Annotated in this window: 20 protein-coding genes; 6 read left to right on the top strand and 14 right to left on the bottom strand. The window is 33.8% G+C overall.

Translation table 11 applies throughout. The features are described 5' to 3' along the window. Positions 1-182 precede the first annotated feature (182 nt). Together pruA and KKG99_07000 are read left to right on the top strand one after the other, a co-directional pair. A complete protein-coding gene (gene pruA, locus KKG99_07005) occupies positions 183-1,814 on the top strand; it encodes an L-glutamate gamma-semialdehyde dehydrogenase (GenBank protein ID MBU1012735.1) in 1,632 nt (543 codons plus the stop codon). 98 nt (positions 1,815-1,912) lie between these two features. Next, positions 1,913-2,329 (top strand): OsmC family protein, encoded by a 417-nt coding sequence (locus KKG99_07000; GenBank protein ID MBU1012734.1) that lies wholly within the window; start codon positions 1,913-1,915, stop codon positions 2,327-2,329. A 5-nt stretch (positions 2,330-2,334) separates the two neighbouring features. On the opposite strand, the gene KKG99_06995 is transcribed toward KKG99_07000, so the two are convergent. Further along, positions 2,335-2,967 (bottom strand): CoA pyrophosphatase, encoded by a 633-nt coding sequence (locus tag KKG99_06995; protein MBU1012733.1) that lies wholly within the window; start codon positions 2,965-2,967, stop codon positions 2,335-2,337. Positions 2,968-3,056: 89 nt separating this feature from the next. On the opposite strand from KKG99_06995, the gene KKG99_06990 reads away from it, so the two are divergent. The 4 genes from KKG99_06990 (at position 3,057) to KKG99_06975 (ending at position 7,093) form a co-directional block, all read left to right on the top strand. Further along, positions 3,057-3,329, top strand: coding sequence for an ATP-dependent Clp protease adaptor ClpS (locus KKG99_06990; GenBank protein ID MBU1012732.1), 273 nt, complete (start codon positions 3,057-3,059; stop codon positions 3,327-3,329). Between the two features lie 10 nt (positions 3,330-3,339). Then, on the top strand, positions 3,340-3,804 hold the full coding sequence (locus KKG99_06985; GenBank protein ID MBU1012731.1) for a hypothetical protein: 465 nt from the start codon (positions 3,340-3,342) through the stop codon (positions 3,802-3,804). A gap of 12 nt (positions 3,805-3,816) precedes the next feature. Beyond that, positions 3,817-4,827 (top strand): flotillin-like protein FloA, encoded by a 1,011-nt coding sequence (gene floA / locus KKG99_06980; protein MBU1012730.1) that lies wholly within the window; start codon positions 3,817-3,819, stop codon positions 4,825-4,827. An 82-nt stretch (positions 4,828-4,909) separates the two neighbouring features. Then, entirely contained in the window at positions 4,910-7,093 is a 2,184-nt protein-coding gene (locus KKG99_06975; protein MBU1012729.1) for a RelA/SpoT family protein, read from the top strand. A 445-nt stretch (positions 7,094-7,538) separates the two neighbouring features. Here the strand turns inward: KKG99_06975 and KKG99_06970 are convergent, their stop codons facing one another. The 13 genes from KKG99_06970 to KKG99_06910 all read right to left on the bottom strand — a co-directional run bounded on the left by KKG99_06970 (position 7,539) and on the right by KKG99_06910 (position 23,732). Next, complete coding sequence (locus tag KKG99_06970) at positions 7,539-8,774, bottom strand: response regulator (GenBank protein ID MBU1012728.1); 1,236 nt, start codon at positions 8,772-8,774, stop codon at positions 7,539-7,541. A gap of 14 nt (positions 8,775-8,788) precedes the next feature. Further along, entirely contained in the window at positions 8,789-11,293 is a 2,505-nt protein-coding gene (locus KKG99_06965) for a response regulator (protein ID MBU1012727.1), read from the bottom strand. 6 nt (positions 11,294-11,299) lie between these two features. After that, on the bottom strand, positions 11,300-12,109 hold the full coding sequence (locus KKG99_06960) for a methyltransferase domain-containing protein (protein MBU1012726.1): 810 nt from the start codon (positions 12,107-12,109) through the stop codon (positions 11,300-11,302). Between the two features lie 125 nt (positions 12,110-12,234). Next, the gene (locus KKG99_06955; protein MBU1012725.1) at positions 12,235-13,935 is read right to left on the bottom strand and encodes a right-handed parallel beta-helix repeat-containing protein; all 1,701 of its coding nucleotides are present in this window, start codon (positions 13,933-13,935) and stop codon (positions 12,235-12,237) included. Between the two features lie 184 nt (positions 13,936-14,119). Continuing rightward, on the bottom strand, positions 14,120-15,316 hold the full coding sequence (locus tag KKG99_06950) for a glycosyltransferase family 2 protein (GenBank protein MBU1012724.1): 1,197 nt from the start codon (positions 15,314-15,316) through the stop codon (positions 14,120-14,122). Positions 15,317-15,327: 11 nt separating this feature from the next. Further along, positions 15,328-16,134 carry an FkbM family methyltransferase gene (locus tag KKG99_06945; GenBank protein ID MBU1012723.1) on the bottom strand — a complete coding sequence of 269 codons (807 nt, stop codon included), beginning with the start codon at positions 16,132-16,134 and terminating at the stop codon, positions 15,328-15,330. An 8-nt stretch (positions 16,135-16,142) separates the two neighbouring features. Then, positions 16,143-16,757 carry an acyltransferase gene (locus KKG99_06940; protein ID MBU1012722.1) on the bottom strand — a complete coding sequence of 205 codons (615 nt, stop codon included), beginning with the start codon at positions 16,755-16,757 and terminating at the stop codon, positions 16,143-16,145. 5 nt (positions 16,758-16,762) lie between these two features. Next, entirely contained in the window at positions 16,763-17,962 is a 1,200-nt protein-coding gene (locus tag KKG99_06935; GenBank protein MBU1012721.1) for a glycosyltransferase, read from the bottom strand. Between the two features lie 8 nt (positions 17,963-17,970). Next, complete coding sequence (locus tag KKG99_06930; protein MBU1012720.1) at positions 17,971-19,179, bottom strand: glycosyltransferase; 1,209 nt, start codon at positions 19,177-19,179, stop codon at positions 17,971-17,973. 25 nt (positions 19,180-19,204) lie between these two features. Then, a complete protein-coding gene (locus tag KKG99_06925) occupies positions 19,205-20,356 on the bottom strand; it encodes a glycosyltransferase family 4 protein (GenBank protein ID MBU1012719.1) in 1,152 nt (383 codons plus the stop codon). A gap of 20 nt (positions 20,357-20,376) precedes the next feature. Continuing rightward, entirely contained in the window at positions 20,377-21,417 is a 1,041-nt protein-coding gene (locus KKG99_06920) for a glycosyltransferase family 2 protein (protein MBU1012718.1), read from the bottom strand. A 128-nt stretch (positions 21,418-21,545) separates the two neighbouring features. Continuing rightward, entirely contained in the window at positions 21,546-22,751 is a 1,206-nt protein-coding gene (locus tag KKG99_06915; protein MBU1012717.1) for a glycosyltransferase, read from the bottom strand. Between the two features lie 45 nt (positions 22,752-22,796). Beyond that, entirely contained in the window at positions 22,797-23,732 is a 936-nt protein-coding gene (locus KKG99_06910) for a glycosyltransferase family 2 protein (protein ID MBU1012716.1), read from the bottom strand. Positions 23,733-23,751: the final 19 nt, after the last annotated feature.

Here is a 23,751-nt window from a genome sequence, read left to right as displayed (position 1 = left end):
TAAGTAGCAGAAAGACAGATGGAAATGCTTTAATTAGTCATTTGCTTTACAAATATACAAAAAAAATAGGCTTAAAAAAAGTGTTGCTAAAGCAAAATAGGCTATGTTCCAACACAATTTGAACATAGAATAATTCTAAATAAGAATAAATTTAATACCTTTGCATTTTTTAAATTATAAAAATGTCAACAGCAATATATAGAACACCACTTCCTTTTAACGAACCTGTGCTCGACTATTTACCAGGCTCTTCTGAACGAATCGAGCTTAAAAAGGAGTTAAAATATTATAAGTCTAAAGAGCTGGATATTCCAATGATTATTGGTGGGAAAGAAGTCCGTACCAATGATCCTGTTACGATTCATCCTCCCCATGAAATTGCACATACTTTGGGTAAATTTTATAGGGGAAATGAAGAGCATGTTTATCAGGCTATTGATGCAGCTTTAGGAGCCAGAGAGCAATGGCAGGCTTTAACCTGGGATCAGCGCGCTGCAGTATTCTTGAAAGCAGCCGAGCTCGTTTCAGGGAAATATCGCCAGAAATTAAACGCAACAACCATGCTTGGTCAGTCGAAGAATGTGTATCAGGCTGAAATTGATGCTGCCTGCGAATTTGCTGACTTTTTAAGATTTAATGTTCATTTTATGACCGAAATCTATCAGCAGCAACCTCTTTCTTCAAAAGGAGTTTGGAACAGAATGGAACAACGACCCTTAGAAGGATTTGTATATGCAATCTCACCTTTCAATTTTACTTCCTTATCCGGCAACTTAGCTGCAGCACCGGCATTGATGGGCAATGTTGTGGTGTGGAAACCTTCCGAACCACAGATATATTCAGCTACTATCATTATGGATATTTTTAAAGAAGCCGGATTACCTGATGGGGTAATTAATATGATTTTTGTACCAGGGCCGGTTGGTGGGCATGTCATGGCAAAACATCCTGATTTCGTTGGAGTTCACTTTACAGGATCTAATGGCGTATTCAACAAAATATGGAAAGCTATAGGTGATCACGTTCATCTGCATAATACCTATCCAAAAATAGTTGGGGAAACAGGGGGTAAGGATTTTGTAATGGTCCATAAATCGGCTATTCCAAGCCAGGTTGCTACCGCTCTTGCGAGGGGTGCTTTCGAATATCAGGGACAGAAGTGTTCTGCAGCCTCGAGAGCCTATATTCCTTCAAATTTGTGGCCTGAGATTAAGAAACAGTTGATTCGGGATGTTAAATCATTTAAAATGGGTAGCCCTGAAGATTTTACCAATTTTATTACGGCTGTGATTGATGAAGTTGCTTTCAATAAACTAACGTCTTATATTGACGCTGCAAAAAAGGATAAGGATGCCGAAATTATTGTTGGGGGTAATTATGATAAAACGAAGGGTTACTTTATCGAACCTACCGTAATAGTAACAGATAACCCAAGTTATATAACTATTCGTGAAGAGCTTTTTGGTCCTGTACTGACTATATTTGTGTATCCTGAAGATGATTTTGAAAATACGCTGCAATTAGTAGATAAAACATCTCCATATGCGCTGACCGGTGCCATTTTTTCACAGGACCGATATGCTATTGATCTGGCTTCAAAAAAGCTGATTAACGCGGCCGGTAATTTTTATATCAATGATAAACCTACGGGTGCAGTTGTTGGCCAGCAGCCATTTGGCGGAGCTAGGGCATCAGGCACTAATGATAAATCCGGCTCTATGCTGAATTTGTTAAGATGGGTTTCTCCCCGAACGATTAAGGAAAATTTTAGTCCACCGGAAGATTACAAATATCCTTTTATGCAGGAGGATTAAAATAACTTTTACTATTTTATCAAAAACAAAAATAAGGATAGTAAAAGTGTCTCATGTTTTAATGTATTATCTTTACATGCAAATAAATTAAACTTTAAATGAAGAGTAAAATCAATTGTACCTGGAAAAAAAATATGGCTTTTGAGGCCGAGATCAACAATTTTAAAATTTTAATGGATGCTGATGAAAGCGTTGGTGGTGAAAACTCAGGCCCAAGACCGAAGCCTTTAACCCTTGCCTCCTTAGGAGGATGTACAGGAATGGATGTAGTATCGATTCTGAAAAAAATGAGAATTGAACCAGCTTATTTTAATATTGAAATTGAAGGAGAACTTACCGAGGAACATCCTAGATATTATCATAAAATTCATCTTACTTACCAATTTAAAGGAGATGATTTGCCAATGGATAAATTGGAAAAAGCAGTAAATCTATCACAGGACCGATATTGCGGTGTAAGTGAATTGTTAAAAAAGGGGGCTGAAATAACTTATCAGATTGAACTTCTTAATTAATTTTTTTAGGATTTTAATAGATCTGTAAGTTCACTGATTATCATTGCAGTTGCACCCCAAATTAGATGTGTATCAATATAATATGAAGGAACTTTTACAAGTAATTGATTACGGTGTAGGATTTCTTTATGTTGTATGTTCTCAGCATTTTGTAATTGATCGAGAGTAATTTCAAAAATCGCATCAACTTCAACTGGGTCCATAATAAATTCAGGTCTTTTATTTGTAAACCCTATCACCGGCAGTACATTATAATTACTGGGAGGAATGAAGAGTTCTGTCAAGTTTCCAATCACCGAAATATGATCAATATTAACACCGATTTCTTCATTAGCTTCGCGCAGAGCTGTATAAATCAATGATGAATCTTCAAGTTCAAATTTACCGCCGGGAAATGCAATCTGTCCACTATGCACTCCCTGATATTCCGGCCTTTTTATAAAAACTGTGTGAATATTATCATTTTTTGGATAAAACAGAATTAATACAGCACTTGCCCGTGGAGGATTAAAATGAGTGCTTTTCTTCATCTCCAGATTGCGGGTAACCGGAGCCATTTTGATTTGCGATTCCAGTCCTGGCAATGGTTTTGTAAGTTTGAATTCTAGTTCTTTAATAAAGTTAGTAAATGATTTCATGTGTAGTTTTAATGCTTACAAAGAAATGAATTTATTTCCTTAGATCAATTTTTTAATTAACTTTGTTAGCAGTATAAAATTTAAAATCAATGGGAACTGAAAAATTAAAGCCGATTGTTAGAAATAAAATTAAGAAAGAAGGAATTCGAGATCTTATTTTATTTAATGACGACTTCAATACTTTTGATTTCGTTATTGAAACCTTAATTGAATTATGCGATCATGATGCTATTCAAGCTGAACAATGTGCATTCTTAATTCACTTTAAAGGAAAGTGTGCCGTGAAATCAGGTGCTTTTCATGATTTAAAACCTATTCAGCAGGAAATGTTGAACCGTTCTTTAACTGCAAGTATTATCTAAACTATTTGAAATGAATTGGACAATTATTACTGTCTTAATTATCATAGGTCTTACATTTATTGTATTGGAAATTTTAGTTATACCGGGTCAGGGTATAGCTGGTGTTATTGGATTAATTATTATGGCCGTGGGTATTTGGCAAACTTATGCAGTTTATGGACTTACCGCGGGTCACATAGTATTAGGATCAACTTTAATTTTATCCGTAGTTTCTTTGGTACTGTCTCTTCGTTCGAAAACATGGAAAAAAATGATGCTACAAACTGAGATTAAAGGAAAAGTAAACGAAATTGATAGTGCGAAGATTAAAAAAGGTGATATTGGAAAATCAATTTCGCGATTGGTTCCTACCGGAAAGGCCATTTTTAATAATGAATATTATGAGGTTCATACTTATGGAACTTTCATCGACCAGAATATTGAAATAGAAGTAGTTAGTATAGAACACAATAAAATATTAGTAAAACAAAAATAATAATAAAATATTATGGAACAACCAGAAGTAGTAGCTTTTTTAGCCATTGGGATTGGATCAATATTCGGTCTTTGGATTATTTTTTATTTTATTCCTGTTGGTTTATGGTTTACTGCCCTTTTATCGGGTGTAAGGATTTCGTTAATTCAACTTGTATTTATGCGATGGAGAAAAGTGCCACCACAATTAATTGTGCGGAGTATGATCTCGGCCACTAAAGCAGGTCTAAAAGTAAACCGTGATGAGATGGAAGCTCATTTTCTTGCAGGCGGTAATGTAGTATCTGTTGTAAATGCCCTAATATCTGCCGATAAGGCAAATATTGCACTGGACTTTAAAGTTGCAACTGCAATTGATTTGGCAGGAAGAGATGTCTTACAAGCGGTTCAAATGTCGGTTAATCCAAAAGTAATTGATACACCACCTGTTACTGCAGTTGCAAAAGATGGAATCCAGCTTATTGCTAAAGCAAGGGTAACCGTTCGGGCAAATATTAAGCAATTAGTTGGAGGTGCCGGGGAAGAAACAATTTTAGCGAGAGTAGGAGAAGGTGTCGTATCTTCAATTGGTTCTGCTGCCTCGCATAAAAGTGTTCTTGAAAACCCTGACACCATTTCTAAACTAGTACTTGATAAAGGATTGGATTCAGGTACTGCATTTGAGATACTTTCTATTGATATTGCTGATATAGATATTGGAAAAAATATTGGTGCGGTATTACAAATGGATCAGGCAAATGCCGATAAAAATATTGCACAGGCTAAGGCAGAAGAAAGAAGGGCAATGGCTGTGGCTGTTGAGCAGGAGATGAAAGCCAAGGCTCAGGAAGCTCGTGCAAATGTTATTCAGGCAGAAGCTGAAATACCTAAAGCAATGGCTGAAGCATTCCGTAGCGGTAATCTTGGAATAATGGATTATTATAAATTTAAAAATATTGAATCTGATACCCGGATGCGTGATTCAATATCAGATTCAGGACCTAAGTCGGGAAGAAAAGGTGGTACTGATATGAGTAAAAAATAAGCTTGATAATTATCATGAAAAATAAGCGTTTATGAATTATCATGAACGCTTTTTTTATGAAGATTTTTGCTAACTTTAAATTATGATGATAAGTGAAGATCGTAGGCTGAAAGTTAATGAGAAATACCTTGAATTAATTGAAGCTTGCAATAAGTTTGCTACGGAAACGGAGTTGCGGAAAATTGCAAAAGCATACGAATTAGCCTATAAGGCTGAAGTTCGCGATTTTGATAATTCCAAAGGATTAGATATTTATCATGCAATCGAAATATCCCTTATTGAAGTTAATGAAATGGGATTAGGGGCCGTTGCTGTTGTTAGCACACTGCTTCATAATTTATATGAGAATAAGGAAATAACTCAGTCGGAAGTTCAGAAAAAATTTGATAAAAACATTGCAGGAATATTAACAGGATTTAACAGAATATCTAATCTTCAAACAACCAAACTTTCGGTTCAGTCTGAAAATTTCAGAAAGCTTTTTCTTACTTTAATTGATGATATCAGGGTTATCTTGATCAAAATTTCTCATCGCTTATACGATATCCGGAATTATGAGAAATTACCTATAGAAAAGCGATCAGACTATCTTGATGAAGTTATTCATATTTATATACCCATCGCTCACCGTTTAGGGCTCTATAAGATCAAATCTGATTTGGAAGAGCTCTCAATGAAATATTCGCACCCTGAGGTTTATCAGTCTCTCATGGAGAAAATACAGTCGAGCAAAACAAAACAAAAATCATTTTTGCAACATTTCATTAACCCGATTCAGCGCGAATTGACCGTTCAGGGTATTGATTGTGAATTTAAAAGTCGCCCAAAATCTGTCTATTCCTTATGGACCAAAATGAAGCGCCAAAATGTTGAGTTTGAGGAGATATATGATATTTTTGCGGTACGAATTATCACAAATAGTGAGGCTAATAAGGAAAAGGAAGATTGCTGGCGCGTTTATTCCATTGTCACAAATATCTATTCACCGAATCCTAAAAGGCTTCGAGATTGGATAACTACCCCGAAAGCTTCCGGTTATGAATCATTGCACACAACTGTAAAAGATCCAAACAATAAATGGGTGGAAGTTCAGATTCGATCGAAACGTATGGATGAAAATGCTGAAAAAGGGCTTGCTGCTCACTGGCGTTATAAAGGTTTTGGTAGTAAAAAAGACTCGGAAAGTTGGTTAGAGCAGGTACGTGATATTTTAGAAAATCCTAATCAAATCTATTTTGATGATGAGCTGGTAGATCAAAAAAAACGTTCGAATGATAAAATTTTTATTTTCACACCACAAGGCGATTTGAAACAATTGCCCATTGGTTCAACTGTACTGGATTTTGCTTTTGAAATCCACACAAATATTGGGTCAACATGCAGCGGTGCTAAAGTAAATGGTAAGGTAGTTCCAATCAGGTATATTCTTAATAATGGCGATGAAGTTGAAATTATTACCGGTAAAAATCAAAAACCAAAACTTGATTGGCTGAATTTTGTAATCACAAATAAAGCGAAGGGACGAATTAAAAGAGCGCTCCTTGAAGAGAAATATAAAGAAGCTGAAGTTGGTACGGAAATTATTCGCAGGAAATTTAAAAGTTGGAAAATTCCCTATAATGAGGACAGTATTGATAAAATAATTAAGCAATTTAAGTTTAAAACTTCGGTAGATTTCTTTTATTCTGTTGCGACCGAAAAAATTGATCTTGCGAAAATCCGCAAACTTTTGGAAGGCGAAGACGTTCTCGAATATAAAGAAAAACAGGAATTACCTATAGAATTAGGAAAAGTAGCGGAAAGGGATAAAAGTGATTTTTTGATGATAAATGATAAGCTGAAAAATGTGAATCATTCATTAGCAAAATGTTGTAACCCAATTTCAGGGGATGCTGTTTTTGGTTTCGTGACTGTGGGGAAAGGAATTACCATTCACAGGGTAAATTGTCCGAATGCTGCTCAAATGTTAGAAAAATATAGTTATCGGGTTATTGAAGTAAAATGGCAAGATGCTGAAGCTCCCACTTATATTACCAATGTTAAAGTGGTGGGTATAGATAGAATTGGCATTATTGGCGAACTTACAGATGTCATTTCCAAAGATCTTAAAGTTAATATGCTCTCATTTAAAGTTGAAACAGGGAATGGGCAATTCGAAGCAAAAATCAAAGTACAGATACGAAATAACGAACATTTAGATGAACTGTTGCATAAACTTGTAAAAGTTAAGGGGATAAGCAAGGCGAGTAGGGTTGATAAGTTTTAATTTTTAGTTATTTGTGATCGACCGAAATCCAATTCCATGAATATTAAGTAATCTCACATCATAGTCATCTTTAAGTGTTTTTAAGTCATAAAACTATTTTGACTCTTTCCGATAGTTTAATATTATACATATATGTTGAACAGGGTAATTCATCCCTTGCTGCCAAATTTGTTGTTAATGAAAGATAATATTGTGTTAGTAAAATCAATTTTTATTTTTGATAAATAATTAAATCGATAGGATCATAATCTACATAAGTCCCAATATAAGACTATGATCTTGTTTTGGGACATATGCTGTTTTGGACCAGATTATTTTTTTATTAGTAAGCAGCTATATTTTAGTTCCTTAATTAATCCAGAATTTATGAGGAACATTACTATTTTTGTTTCCAGGGATAATAAACCAAATCCATATGACATCAATAGTTGAATAGGATTAAATATTAACAAATGTTTTCAATTAATTTTATCAGCTCGTTTGGTTTAAAAGGCTTTGCGAGATATTCATTCATTCCTGCTCCCAAACACATTGATCTATCTCTTTCCATAACATAAGCAGTAATTGCAATAATCCTTGTATGTTCTTTTTTCGCACTTTTCATTTCTATTTTTCTAATCTCTTTGGTTGCTTCAATTCCATCCATAACGGGCATTTGGATATCCATCAAAATTATATCATATTTGCTCTTCTTGAATAAATCGACTGCAATTTTACCATTTTCAGCGATATCAATATTATGACCTTCTTTACGTAAAGTTGCTATTGCAAATTTTTGATTTAAAAAATTATCTTCCACTAATAGTATATTGAGCGGATTTAAGGTTTTTTGCTTTACAACAAGTTTGTTTTTTTCAATTAAATCCGGAATGTCCTGATTTCTCTGAATTTTTGCCGTAAACCAAAATTTAGATCCTTTCCCTTCCTCACTTTCAACACCTATTTCTCCTCCCATCAGTGATGAAAGGTTTTTTGCGATCGCAAGTCCAAGGCCAGTACCTCCATATTTTCGAGTAGTTGTTGAGTCAATTTGTGAGAAAGCCTTGAAAAGTTTTTCCTGGCCATCTTTAGTAATCCCTATTCCTGTATCGATAACGCTAAACTTCATCAAACAATAATCAGATTCAATTTTATCCGATTCAATTTTTATGGTAACACTACCTTCCTTGGTATACTTAATTGCGTTATTTGTAAGATTAATTAAAATTTGTTTAAGCCTGGCGGGATCACCAATATATGCATTTGGGGTGCTGCTTTCAAAGCTGGTATAAAGTTTTATCCCTTTTCCTTTAGCTTTATTTTCTAATAAATCAATTACAGAATTAACTTCATTAGATAAAAAGAATTTATTGTTTTCAAGAATAAGTTGCCCGGCTTCAATGCGGGATAAATCTAAAATATCATCAATAATAGTTAATAGATTATTTCCTGAAAGATTGATAATATCAAGAAATTCCTGTTGTTCATCAGTTAAATCTGTTTGTTTCAAAACATTGTACATTCCAATAATTCCATTCATTGGAGTTCTAATTTCATGACTAATATTTGCCAGAAACATTGATTTTAATTGATTGGAAGCATCGGTTTTTTCCTGATATTCCTTTATTTGAGTTTCAAGTAACCTAATGTGTTTTTTTAGTTCTTGATTTTCCTTAAATAAACCTTCTTTTGTATTATCCATAATAAAAATGGCATTTAAATTTCATTATTAACGGTTATTCCAACATGTTTAAAAATAATACTTATCAATTCATTCTTATTAACCGGTTTTGCAATATAATTGTCAAATCCGGCATCTAATAGTCTTTCCCTGTCTCCAGCCATTGCATAAGCAGTTTGTGCAATAAATGGAATAAATTTATACTCTTTCCATCTGCTTTTTACTTCATGCATTAATTTAATCCCATCCCACGGTGCAGGCAAGTTAATGTCGAAAAGCATAACATCAAATATCACACCGTTTTTATATGCTCTCTCTATTATACTGATGGTTTCTTCACCGTCAACTGCCAATGAATTATTCCCGACTTTATCAAGCATCTTACTTAATACAAGTCTGTTCATTCTATCATCTTCAACAATGAAGATATTAATTTTTTTACCATCATCACGATCTTGTATGTTTACGGATTCTCCTCTTGGTTCATCTTTCGCTTTCAATTGAGCAGGATTGGCACTGGTTTTTAAAAGAATTTTAACTGTTGTTCCAACCCCTTTTTTTGACTCTACTATGATGTCACCCTTCATCAAACTAATTAGTCTTTTAGCCAATGGTAATCCCAAACCTGCTCCCTGATAATTACGGGAATATCCCAGACTTTCCTGACGAAATGCCTCAAAAACGTGATTAATATAAGATTCATCTATTCCAATTCCAGTATCTTTTATTGAGATGATTACCATGTTTTCATCTGCATCATAATCAGTTATAACGTTGATGAATCCCTTATCCGTATATTTTACCGCATTATCTATGATGTCGCTAATAATTTTTGTGATATTGTGTTCATCAACTAGTACATCCGGGACTTCATTGTACTTTGTGTTGAATTTTAATTTTTTTTCATTTGCCTTAAACTTATATAGGTTTGCCACATTCTCAATGATTTCATTGATCTTACAGGGTATAAGTTGTACCTCCATGTCATTAGCTTCAATACGGCTAATATCAATGATATTATTAAGTAGGTGTAGCAATCTGTCGCCACTTTGTTGTATTCCATTTGCGAAATCAAATAATTCCTGATTTTCCATGATCGATAATTCGGTAACCAATAAATTGGAAAATCCAATAATTCCATTTAATGGGGTACGAATTTCATGGCTCATGTTTGATAAAAAGGCATTTTTTAAATAATTGGCATCTTCGGCATTTTTAAGTGCTTTCTTTAATTCTATATCAATTTCCAATCTTTTATCCAGTTCTTCTTTTATTTCTTTTGTCCGCTTACCAACTTCTGATTCTATTTTTTGATTTACTATTTTTAATGAGGCTTGAAGTTGTTCAAGTTCATTTTGCTTATTTTGAATTGTTGAATGAGATACTTTATTCTTCTTTCTGAATCTGATAAATAATAACAAAATAAGTAAACCTTGGATGGAACCTAAACTAATCAAGAGTATAAGTAGGGTTTTATTTTTTGACTTGCATTCTTCCAAAGACCTACTTAAAGCTTTATATGTTATTTGGTTGTTGATTACTTTGATTTGATTTTGAGTAGATGATAAATCCGACTGAAGTCGCTCTGTATAATTTTTTGCCAGTAAAAAATAGTCTTTGGCATGTTTAATTTGCTGGAGTGCTAACTTTATATTACCATTATTTTCATAAATCTGAGATGATTTTTGATAACTACGTGACTTAACCATGTAAATCTCCTCAGCATCGTTTAATTCTAATACATTCTGAAAATATTTTAGAGCTGAGGATGATTCTGCTCTTTTCAAAGAGATTTCCCCTAAATGAAAGGAGCTGTTTGCAATTAAAATATTTAGATTACTATTTGAGGCATGGTCAAGCGCATTTTTAAAACTGCTAAAAGCTGCTTCATAGTTTTTTTGGTCGAATTGAATATTGCCAATTGCAAAATAGTTGGCTGCTAAATTTTCAGTTTTATTTCCTGATTCAAAAATTAATCCGGCAGATTGGTAGTACATAATTGCATTGGCAAAATCCTGGATTTTGGCATGATTGAATCCGAGATTTTTAAAAACAACTGAAACCATTTCACTATTACCTATCGATTGAGCAATTTTCAATGCTGATTTTAATTGGATAATTGCAGAATCGTATTTATTGGCTTCGGAGTAAATAAATGCAGTCAACAAGCAGGCTTTCAGTTCATTATTAACATCACCTAAGTCTTTGTAAAGAGATACTGCTATTTGAGAAGGTAATAATGCATCCTCAGGAAGCTTTGATTTAAAGTATAAATCGGCCATCTGGTAATTTAAATCTGCTTTGAGTTTTGAATCTGATAAAAGTTGAGAATTCTGTCCGGCTTTTATTAAAACACCGGCAGCACTAACATAATCCGATTTTGATATGAAAGTTTCGCCTATTTTAAGTAATTCTTGAATATTTTTCTCTTCATCGGGGGTTTTATTTAATAGCTCTGTTTGAGTGCTATCCTGAAAAGCAAACAAATATTGCGGGTCAAATATCCCTAAAACTAAAATTAAATAGATCATTTGTTTCATTTAATCCTATTTTTTATGGGCAATGTATAAGGTTTCTTCGGTGTTTATCGCATATTTTTCGATATCCGGAATATCCCATCTAATGCTTGGATTTATCTGTTCAACTGTAAAACCAGCTGTTTCAAGACGTTTTGGGTAATCAGAACCATAAATTCTCACATGGTCAAATTGTCCAAAATGATCTTCCCTTTCTCTCTCGTCGGTAATTGAAAAGTCTTCATAAGTTTCTCTTAATACTCTCGAAACAGGTACCTGTAATAAGGCCCATCCTCCAGGTTTAAGTACACGATATAATTCTTTCATTGCTTGCAAATCTTCCGGAATATGCTCAAGAACATGGTTGCAAAATATAATGTTGAAGGTGTTGTCTTCAATATCGAGTTTTCGAATATCAATGATGGATATATCTTTTGAATAATAAAAACCTTCGTGGTGCTTAATTCCTTCCTGATATTCAAGGTTGGGAATTGCACTTAAAAGAGCTTTTAAACTTCCAGATGGTGCAACATGCAGCATTTTATTGTGTTCAGTACTAATATCCGTAAAATGAGTTAAATAAAGATAAATCAATCGATCTCTATCGGTTGAATAGCATCTTGGACAGATACAATTATTTCTTCTTCCGGCCCCGATGATTCTTTTTTCTGTTATTACAGGAAGGTCAAATCCTCCCGGTAATAGCTTGCGTAGCTTACTCTTGCAAAAAGGACAGTAGTATTTATTTCCGATATAGAAAATAGATTGTACAATTTGCCAGCTTCCGCGAAGTTTTTTGCCTAAAGCATAAGGAATATATTTTTTTATTGCTGATTTCATGACTTATCTACTTTCTATTTTAAATTGTAACTGTTTTTCTAAAACGAATATACAAATTGATATTTATTTATTAAGTTTTAACTTTCGGGTTTTAGCCTTTCTTCCAAATCAGTAAAGTCCATCTATTAAATAATTATAAATTTTTCACTGAATCTTCCCAAATTACATTCAAGGATTAAAAAATAAAAACCTGTATTGAACATTTCTTTATTGATATTGATTTGATATGTGTTTGGTGATTGATATTCATTAACAAGTGTCTTAATAACCCGACCTAGTTCATCCACTACATATAAATTCACCCGCATGGCTTTTGGTAAATCATATTTAATGGCTGCTGATGTGTTTACAGGATTAGGTACAACTTTTTGTAATATTGAGATAGAACCATTAATTATATTATCACTTATTCCATTTATTGATTCCTGACTTTCATAGGCCCCAATATCATAACCGTTACCATATGGCCTTGGCCTATTAAGTATATCAAAAGTTAAATTATAAGAAAAAGAAGACAGATTTTGTCCGGTATTTACGGCCGGAGAAGTAATTTTTAAATCAAAATTATTTGCAGATGAATTTTGAAATTGAATATCGGAAATTTGGCCTTTCAACAAATTATTAGCTGTTTGATAACGGATTCCATCACTAATATTCATAAAGGAACTTTCTCCCAAAACACTATAAGCACCCGGATCAACAATGATATTGTTTTTAATGATATAGTTGCCTATCTGGGTATTTGTTAATTTTAATCCATAAGTTTTAGGGCTAACTATGGTATTATTATAAATTAAAAACTCAGAATTGGCTTTAGTATCAACATGTCCAACCCAGATTCCGTGTTTTTGATAATAAGGATTGGTTGGAAGGAAGCTTGGTTGATAGGATTTTCCGGCTCTAACAATTAAATTATTATAAATTTTGTGATTGCCGAATCCTAAAATATCAATACCATCTCCCTTTCCGTCGAATATCATATTATTATAACAATCACAACTACTTCCTCCTCCAATTAAAATTCCACTCATCTGAAACTGAGTTTCTTTGTAACTATCATTTCTGATTATATTATTATAAATGGCACAATTTTTTGTGGTCGAACTAACCTGGATCCCATCCCATCCGGTATTTTCAATTATGTTGTTGTATATCTGGACCCCTTCGATTACATGAGGTAATAATGTATCGCAACCTACAATTGCTTGCCCTGTGTATTTTGAACTTCCAATATACATACCTTCTTCTCCGATATCATGCAAATAGCAATCATGAATTTTAATATTGTACATGGTAAAATTGCCACGAACTGATGTAAGATCGCAGCTGGGCTCAGTTTTAGCATAAATCCCTGCAATCGGAGTATTAGAAATTTCCAGATTTTCAAGCTCTACATCCGTGCTTAAATTGTCGATGCTTAATCCTGCTCCGTTTTGAACATGTGAAACCTTGATGCCATATTTGAAATTTGAATGACCGGCACCGCTCATTTTTATGTATGAACAATTTTGAAATTTAATTCCATAGTTATGCGAGGTAATAATTTTAACCTGTCCACCTGAATTGATGATAACTATTGGTTTACTGCTTGTTCCGTGTATATTTCTGAACAAAAAATATTCACCTTCACCTTCTAGGCCGCCTGCTCCGGTTAGTAAGCAAATTGTATCACCGGGAGCATAAGTTCCACCATCAATAACGGTGGTTGTTCTGCTAATTAAATGATTATTGGATTGCCCATATAAGGAAATGCCCAAACTAAAAATCAGAGATAAAAAGATATAAAAACGTAAATAAATAATCTTTGGATGATTAATATATCTCATAATTACCAATTCATAGATTCTTTCTTAACTCTTTTAACCGATGAAAGTTTCAAGATTTAAGTACTTTTTAGTAAAAGTAATGAATAATAAAACTTATAATTATAGGTAAATCTCTTAGTGGTAAGAAAAATTTTAATTCAAAATGAAATTTTTATTTGATGATAAAACCCCAATCTCCCAGAAATTACATTCCTCGTTTGGCACGTTCCCAATTAACCGATTGCTGCCCTTTAAGAAATCTTCTGAAACCAAGGAATACCGAAAGATTCATTATAAAAAAATAATACGGGATGAAAAAAACTTTAATCTTGATTTTTTTATTTTCCAAATACCAACCGAGCAGTGCGGTGACATAGAAAAATATTTGTGCCCAAAAAAGCCAGGTAAATAACCGGTTGAAATCAAACAATCCACTTTGAAAAATAATAATTGCATTTAAAATTAATAAGATTGGTAAAGATAGAGGGGCGAGTGTCCATCGTAATACTCTATGTGAAATAAATTGAAAAGACAATAATCCGTATTTAAAAACATTTAACAGGCTTTTCAATCTGATAATTGATTGCAGACCTCCTGCAGAAATTCTGATTTTTCGCTTTAATTCCTCCTTAACATTGGCTGATGCAGTTTCAATGGCATAAGCTTCAGGGTCGTATTGAATGGTATATCCCTGCATTGCTACCCGAAGCGAAATAATCATATCATCGAGCAAAGTGTCTTTTTCAACGTGTTGGAATAGTTCCGTGCGTATTGCAAATAATTCACCGGCTGCCCCGACTACTGAATATAATTCGGCATCCCATTTTTTTAATAATGATTCATATTTCCAATAAATGCCCTCTGTTCCTGCAGCAGTGTCTTTGTCTTTCTGGAAAATTCTTTTTTCGCCCGAAACGCAGCCAACTTTGGGATCACTAAACAAATTTACAATTCGCCGAATGGATTCTTTGCCCAACATGGTATTTCCGTCTGAAAAAATCACAATCGGCGACTTGACAAACTTAACCCCTCGATTCATTGCGCCTATTTTTCCGCCTCTTGCATCTTCATGATACACTTCAACTCCTTTATCCGCATACTTTCTTAAAATGTCGGGAGTTCCATCATCCGAACCGTCTGTTACCCAAACTTGTCTAACTTTTTCGTGTGGATATTCCAACTCATACGAATTTTTAACTTTTGCATATACATAATCCTTTTCATTATATGCTGCTACGAAAAGAGTGACTTCCGGTTCATAATCGGGATTGATTATTTTTTTTCTTCCTAATTTTAAAATCCGCTTTATTTTAATCATGAAATAAAGTAAAATCCCATAGCCGATATAGGCATAAAATACGATAAACAGCGAAATCCAAAAAAATATTTTTAATGTCATCATGGCTTTTAAAATTAGTTATTTGATTTAGTAGCTAACATATTAAATTCATCAATGTTTTCAAACTTGAAATCCCCAAATTGATTTAACATCTTCTTAATTTCAGTATCACCTGAATGTTTGGTTTCGATAATGAGGCAAATGTCTTTTTTATTGCTAAGTATTTTTTCCATTCCTTTCAAAACATTCAATTCCATTCCTTCCACATCAATTTTAATCAATATTTTATTTGTTTCAGTTGATACACAATTCAAATCATCAAATACCTTCAATTCAATTTCGAGAATTTCAGATGTTCTTTTTATCGGATGAATACTCGATGCACCGGGCTTCAACGGATCGTAATTGAATCTTGCTTTCGAAGCTTTCTCTGCCAAACCAATCATCATCGGTTCGATAAATTCTTCCAAACGATTTAATTGTATGTTTTTTTTCAATGAAATATAATTGGTCAACACCGGTTCAAAGGCGATACATTTCACTCCGTTTTTGGCTGCAATAATACTGTATGTTCCGATATTAGCCCCTATATCGATAAAAAGATTATACAAAGGCAACAGTGATCTGAATTTTTTTAGGACCAGATATTCATAAGCACTGTTCGCCAACTTAAAATCGATGGTGTTTTTTCGAATATGAAATAACCCGTTATTTGACTTAATAACCGTGTCGGTCGAATTGGATCTTTTTACAATTAAGTATTTAAAGCTAATCCAGGCTAATCGGAATTCACCATTTGATAAATTATCCGAAAGATATTTCAAGAAAATAAAGAACTTTCTGAAAATGTTAAGATATGATAATTTTGCAAACGAATTCATTGTTAGTTTTAAACCCTTTCCCAGGTTTGTGTTTCAGGATTATATTGTTTTAATAATTTAGCCGGATTGCCGGCAACAATGGAGTAGGGAGGTACATCTTTAGTTACTACACTACCTGCTGCAACAATGGAGTGCTTACCGACGGTGATCCCGGCAACAATAACCGAATTAGCACCGATCCATGCTTCATCTTCTATGGTGATTTGAGCGGTTGTAACAGGTTGATCATGGATTGATAGGTTAATGTCTTCATAACCGTGATTTAAGCCCGACATTACAATATTCTGTGCAAACATGATATCGTTGCCGACCTTTATCGGACCGATAAATGTATTCCCTAAACCTATTCTGGTCCGGTCACCAATAATCACATCACCAACACCGTTGTTAATGGTTGTAAAATCCTCGATGGTTGAATAATCGCCTAAACTAAAATTGTTCCAGGGCAGAACATCAATCCGGGTTCTCTTTCGGATACGCGAACCTTTGCCTTTTTTGTGTACCAATGGGTTGACAAAAAGTTTGACCCATAATCTTGGTCTGGGTTGATTTTTTGGGGTTAATGCCCAGATGGTCAATTTTTTGAGTTTTGGACTCGCTTTTATTTTTTCTTTTAATCCCATAATTATTAAATGTTTGGTGCAACTTTTAATATGGATCTATAAATTTCATTCACATTATTTTCCCAACTGTGCGATTCTGCGAATTTGATTCTTGCCAGAGTTCTTTCATTGTTGTTTTCAACGAGTGCCTTTTCGATTAGTTGCACATATTCTTCATTGTCGGATGCTAAATAACAATAATCTTTGAAAACTTCCATGGTTTCAGTTTTTGTCGCTACTACAGCTTTTCCCATTGCCAGATATTCATCAATTTTACGGGGATAATTCCCAATGGTTAAGGGGTTTAATGCTTGCGGATTAAATGCAACATCAAATGAAAGCAAATAATTTGGTAATTTATCCATTGGTCTTGATCCAATAAAATGAACATTCTTCAGACGATGTAAATCGCTGCTCTTGAATTGCTCATCTTCAGGGCCAACTAAAACGATGCTCCAATTTGGCTTTGCTTTTGCGATATGTGCTATCGTTTTAATATCCAGTCTTGAACTCTTCAATGCACCAATATAGCCGATCATTGGTTTTTTAATATCATTTAATTCAGAAGGAATTTCTTTTACTGTATTTGGATTGAATAGGGTCAGATCACATCCTTGGCCTACATAATAAGAATGCTGATTAACTTTTTTTGCTATTTGCTGAAGATAAACTGAGTTTGCAACAACCAAATCAGATTTTTGCATTAAAGCGTCTTCAAATTTTGCGCCATGCATGCGGAAATAATCCGTTGCCCGCATATTATCACGTGTATAGTAAACACTAACTTTAGGTTTTAAAATATCTTTAAAGTTTAAGGCTCTCGTGAAATCACTATCGTTAAAAATGATATAATCTTTAAATTCAAGTTTTCGTATAGCTTGAGTTATCGATTTCGCGTATTTCTTATTATTTAAATTATTTAGAAGGTTGAAAAGGGGTCTAAAGCTAATTTGGTTGATTGATTCAAGTATAACATCGGGAAACAAATTCCACATCGAATCATTAATTCTAACCAATCCATTTTCCTTGCCTTTTATGATGCTCAATCGCTTTTTAACAAGAGAATCGGACCGATGTCGAATACTGGTAAGCCTATCAAGTGGATAATTGACATAAAGTACCCTGTTTTTTTTTGCAAACTCATAGGCAAGATTCACGCAGTTACTCCCAATTGGAGAATCAAGGCTTTGCAATCCATGTACGATAATGTCTTTCCCTTTTATCATAAATGGCTTTATTGTTTTCTTTTCTTATACAAATCGTTGATGTGATTATAAATTTGATCAACAAAATTACCCCACGAATGACTAGATGCAACCGCAATTCTTTTTTTAGCTAATTCCGGTGAATCTTCTTTTAGAGCCTTATCGATTTCGATAATATATTCTTCTTTTGTTGATGGTAAATAAGTAATGTCTTTAAAATAGGCCATGAATGTGGTTTTAGTAGCAACGGTAGGTTTTCCCATAGCCAAATATTCATCTATTTTAAGCGGATAATTTATATCGGTAATCGGATTTACTATTTGAGGATTTAAGGCAACATCAAAACCTTTAATGTATGCCGCCAATTCACTGGGATCTTTTCTTCCCAAGAAAATAACGTTTGATAATTGATGCAGTTTGCTTTTTTTGAATGCTTCATCTTCAGGCCCAACCAATACCAGGTTCCAATCAGTTCTTTGTTCAGCTATGTGAACCAATACCTCAATATCAAGTCTGATTTCAGTGAGGAAGCCGACATAACCAATAATGGGCTTTTTAATCCCTTTTAAGTCACCAGGAATTTCTAATTTTCCATCATCATCATTGTATCTGCTTAAATCGCAACCCTGACCAATCATATAAGAGTTGGGATTGGTTTGTCGTGCATATTCAGCAAAATAATCAGAATTAGTGACTGTGATATCGGCTTTGGCAATAATTTGGGGCTGTAAACGACTTCCGTGATAGGCATGGTATGGAACCAATATAACGGCATCTCTTAGTAAATAAATAAATACATCGGGTTTTAATAATTCTTTTAAATAAAAACCGGTAATCATCGAATTATCATTAAACAGCAAGTAGTTTTTAAACCCTAGTTTATCGGCAGTTTCCTTTATTTTTCGAGCAAATCTTTTATCGTTTATTTTATTAAAGAAATTAAATATAGATACAGATTTTATCCAATTGATCGATTCAGACATTGTCCTTGGATACAAGGTCCACATTTTATCGTTGATTTGTTCCAGATCAGGAGCTTCACCCTTTAATATTTTAAGCCGTTTTTGAACTTCGGGCAAGTCTTTATGAAACATGGCGAATTTTCGCTGCAGTGGCGAATTAACATAGAGAACCCTGTTGTTTTTCGACATTTCCAGTGCAGTATATTTGCAGGTGCTTGCAATTCCCAAATCGAAAGGTTGTAAACCATAAACTATTATATCACGATCTTTTATCATAGGTTTAGTTGTTTTGAAGAAAGAATTAATGTGTTTGTTTATAAACCTCTTTATATAATTCGAGTACTTCTTCAGCCATCGTTCTCCATGAGAATTTTTCAGCTTGTTTCAAGCCCCTTTGTACAATATCATCCCTGTAATTTTTATCAGAAAGGATTTTGTGAATTCCTTTAGTGATTTCCTCGGGTTTAGTCGGGTCAACAATATATGCATTTCCTCCTGAAATTTCGGGCATCGAAGAGGTGTTGGAAGTTATTACGGGTGCCCCGCTTTTCATTGCTTCAAGAATAGGGATCCCAAAGCTTTCTCTCATCGAAGGATAAAGAAATAGCTCACATAAATTATAGATGGCAGGTAAATCGGTGTTTTTGATATATCCTGTGAGCATAATGTGTTCCATCAAATCTTTATGTCCGATATCGGCAAGGATTTTTTCAAGATAGCCTGCCCCAAAGTCCAACATGAGTAAAGGGATTTTTTCATCTGAGGTTTTAATAAAATCAGAAAAAGCTTTTAATACATTTGGCGTATTCTTTTTTGGATCGGTATTTCCAAGGAAGAAAATAAATTTATCAGGTAAATTATATAAAGCTTTAACTCGGGCCAATTCTTGTTTATCATCTATTTGTCGAAAATGTTCGCTCACTCCGTTATAAATGGCAACAAGTCGATTATCATTTTTTGAATGACCGAAAAAGCCTTTGATTCTATCACGTTCAAATTTTGAAACTGTGATGATTTTTTTACTCTTTTTAATGTTTTTAGGTACCACATATCGGCGATACATATTCCCGATTTTTTGATACCAGGTGCCTCCCTTTTTGAAAATAGCTATGCTTTCCATGTAGATGATATCATGCAAAGTGATAATCAAAGGTATTTTTGTATTGATTGGAGCTGTGTTACTGGTACAATGTAATATATCGCAACCTTCTGCACGCGCTGCTTTTGGTAATGCAAATTGTTCCCATGTTGGATAGGGGCCTCCGGCTAATTCAACAATCTTAAAGTTTTTTGTTTGCTTTAAACAGTGTTTGTCCTCATCCGGTTTTACAAATACCACGTATTCATTTTCGTGATCGATCTCTTGCAAATAGTTTATAAGCTCAAGAGCTACCATGTCCATTCCGTGCTTTTTTACACGAAATAGTCGTTGACCTTCAATACCTATCTTCATATTTGGTGCTTTTATATTAGTTAAGTACTTGTGTGTTCAGTATGAATGAACTTTTTGTTTGCTCCCCTAACCCTTAATAATGAAAGAAACATTAAAAAGAATGCTTTAGGCAAGGTGATCAGGGCAAATAGTGTTTTAAAGTTATAAAATTTACCGGGAATTGAAAAGATGAATGTTAAAATGACTGCTGCAAGCACATATAACCATGCCATCATCCATTCATTGGAATTGAAAAGTATTGATAAAATGTTGATGATACCTAGCAATCCAAGTAGCATAATTCTGGGAGGTTGGATGAATTGAATGGCTTTATCGAAATAGTCAAAATTTCGATATTTGAATAAATGCTTCACTGAATTCAAAAAATCCTTACTGAAATAATGAATTTGAGCCGACAACCACCTTCTTCTTTGGTTTGAGAAAACTTCTGCTTTTTGAACTTTTTCGTCATAAACATAAGCATCATCAAGGTAGCCAATAATACGTGTTTCTTTAAGAATTTGTAACTCAATTTCTTTATCAAAACCACCAACGGCTTTAATTGATTTCATCATATTTTTGAAATACTTATAATCAATGGCCATTCCTGATCCGATTAATGCGGCAGATAAACCCAAAACACGATGTCCTTTTCTGAAAATCCGGTTATTGACTTCTTCACTTATGGCATCAAGTATGGCGAAGTTTGTGTTAGTGTTTTTTGCGACCCGATGACCTTGTACAGCAGTAAATCCAAGGTTAAATGCTCGGTTAACTTTTGAAATAAAGTCAACTTGCATAATGTTATCTGCATCCAAAACAACAGCCACATCATAATCATCACCCAATTCATTCATTGCTGCATTTAATGCTTTTGACTTGGTGCTAAGTTCGAAGCTAACTTCAATAATCCTCACATTTAGCTTTGAAAGTTCATCTAGGGTTTCCTTTTTAAACGAATCTGCAATAACGATAACGTCATAGAATTCTTTGGGATAATCCTGATTTAAAGCGTCAGCGGCAACATCAATAATAACTTGATCTTCTTTGTATCCGGGTATCAATACGGCATATTTCCTCATCGCATTAAATGATGGCATTTTGGGGCGAACTGCAAAAATGCTGGCAAATGCGAAAATGAAAATGTAAAAGCTTGATAACCCTAAATATATGATCAAAATGAATTGCAAAATATCAGTAAAAATCATTGTTAAGTTTTTTTAGGTTTAACAGCATGGTTTCCTCTATTTATGGTAGAATGAATGTGAGGTGTAGGTTCAAAATTCTTTTTTGCATCTTGATAACGGAATAAAGATTTGAACATCAATATGAACCCAAGTGGCAGGCTAAAAACTGCTTTTACGGCATTGATATTATAAAATTGTTTTGGAACAGCCATGAAAATTCCGAGAAAGCAAAGAGTTGCCTGTGCAAACCAAGCGTAAAAAAGAAAGCCTGAATTAAATAGTATAGAGAATAAGCTTATGATGAAAGTTAACCCAAGCAGTATAATACGAGGAGGTAGAAGTTGTTGCATCACTTTATCGAAGAAATCAACATTGCCCCGAACAAATAATTCGACAAAAGCGTCAAAAACAAATCTCTTTGCATAAATCAGCTGAAATGCCAACCAACGAGAGCGTTGTTTTACAAAGACTTCGGGTTTACTAACTTTCTCATCATAAATATATACACTATCCAAATACTCAATTGAATGTTTATTCAATAATAATTTAAATTCAAGTTCTTTATCTTCGGCAAATGTGTCGGCTTTTGCCATTATTTTTTTAAAAATGTTGTATTCAATAACCATTCCCGAACCAATGAGTGCTGCCGATAAACCCAAAGCAACATGCCCCTTTCTGAAAACACTATTATTAATTTCTTCGCTTATTGCATCCAGAATAGAAAAATGGGTATCCATATTTTTTGCAACCCGGTGTCCTTGTATTACTTCAATTCCCGAATTCATTAATTCATTGGATCGGCTAATAAAGTTCGAATCCATTAAATTATCTGCATCCAATATTACAACAGCATCATAACCTTCGCCTGCTATTCTAAGGCCTTCATTAATAGACTTTGCTTTTGTGCTAATCGCAAAAGAAACTTCAATTACATTTACAGAAAAAGCTTTGATTTTTTCAATTGTTGATTTTTGAAGTTGATCAGCTAGTACATAAACATCATACAACTCGCTGGGATAATCCTGATTTAAAGCGTCTTTCGCCACATTAACAATAACAACGTCTTCCTTATATGCCGGAATGAGTACTAAAAACTTTCTTATTTTATTGGTAGATACACCTTTTTTTTCTTTGTAAAAAAAGGAAGCCAGGGCAAATACAAATATGTATAATGAGGCCAGCCCAAGGTATAGCAGGATCATTAACTGTAATATGGTGATAAATATCATCTGTGCCTTCTTAAATATTTGAATAAAAATACGAAATAAAAAATACTATAACATGGGGTTCTCATGTATTTCCTTATTAAATAAATTTTTTAAATGCCAACCAATTGCTCGATTATAGGCATGGAATAGCTGGAACTTCCCTTTAAAGAAAAATTTTAATGCATTTTTTGGTATTGCGACGAATAACTGATAGAAAATTCCTATGTAAAAATCTTTTCCTTTGATATTTCTTCTCATGAATACCAGACGATTTCTATTCTGATAGTATATTTTCATTGGGCTCAATTTGCCTGTTGAGATGGATTCCTTATGGTAAATCAGAGAATCATGAACATAAAACATTTTATAACCTGCTTTGTGAATCCGGGCACACCAATCGGCTTCTTCATAATACAAAAAGAAAATATAAGACATCATCCCAATTTGCTTTACAATTTCCATTGGAACCATCATGGCTGCTCCATGTGCATAAGCAGTTTCCCTATCATGATCGTACTGTCCTTTATCAACTTCGTTGTAACCTATTGAAAAATTACGCATGGTTCGATTATCAATAGGTGTATATCCGGCGTACTGAATGGTGTCGGGTGTGTGAAAAAATCTAATTTTAGGGCTAACGGCACCAATTGATAAGTCAGATTCCAGTTTCTCTAATAAAGGTTCAATAAAGTTTTCGGTAACAACAGTGTCATTATTAAGCAATAAAACATATTTCCCACGGGCTCTCATCAAACCATAATTGTTTCCGGCTGCAAAACCATAATTGATAGGGTTTTCAACCAATATAATATTAGGAAATCTTCTTTTTATTAACTTGGGATCATCATCGGGCGAACAATTATCAATTACAATAATTTCAATATTTGGATACGAAATTTTGTTCAATGATTCAATGAGTTCACAAGTAACCTCCGAATGGTTATAGTTAACTGTTATTATTGAGATAAGCGGATATTCAGTTCTCCTCTTTTTAGGGATCATAGAGTCTAATGTGATTTGT

It is taken from the genome of Bacteroidota bacterium (genome assembly GCA_018816945.1).
Lineage (GTDB): Bacteria > Bacteroidota > Bacteroidia > Bacteroidales.
Note: the sequence above shows the minus strand (reverse complement) of the source record. Positions and strands in the feature narration are given on the sequence as shown.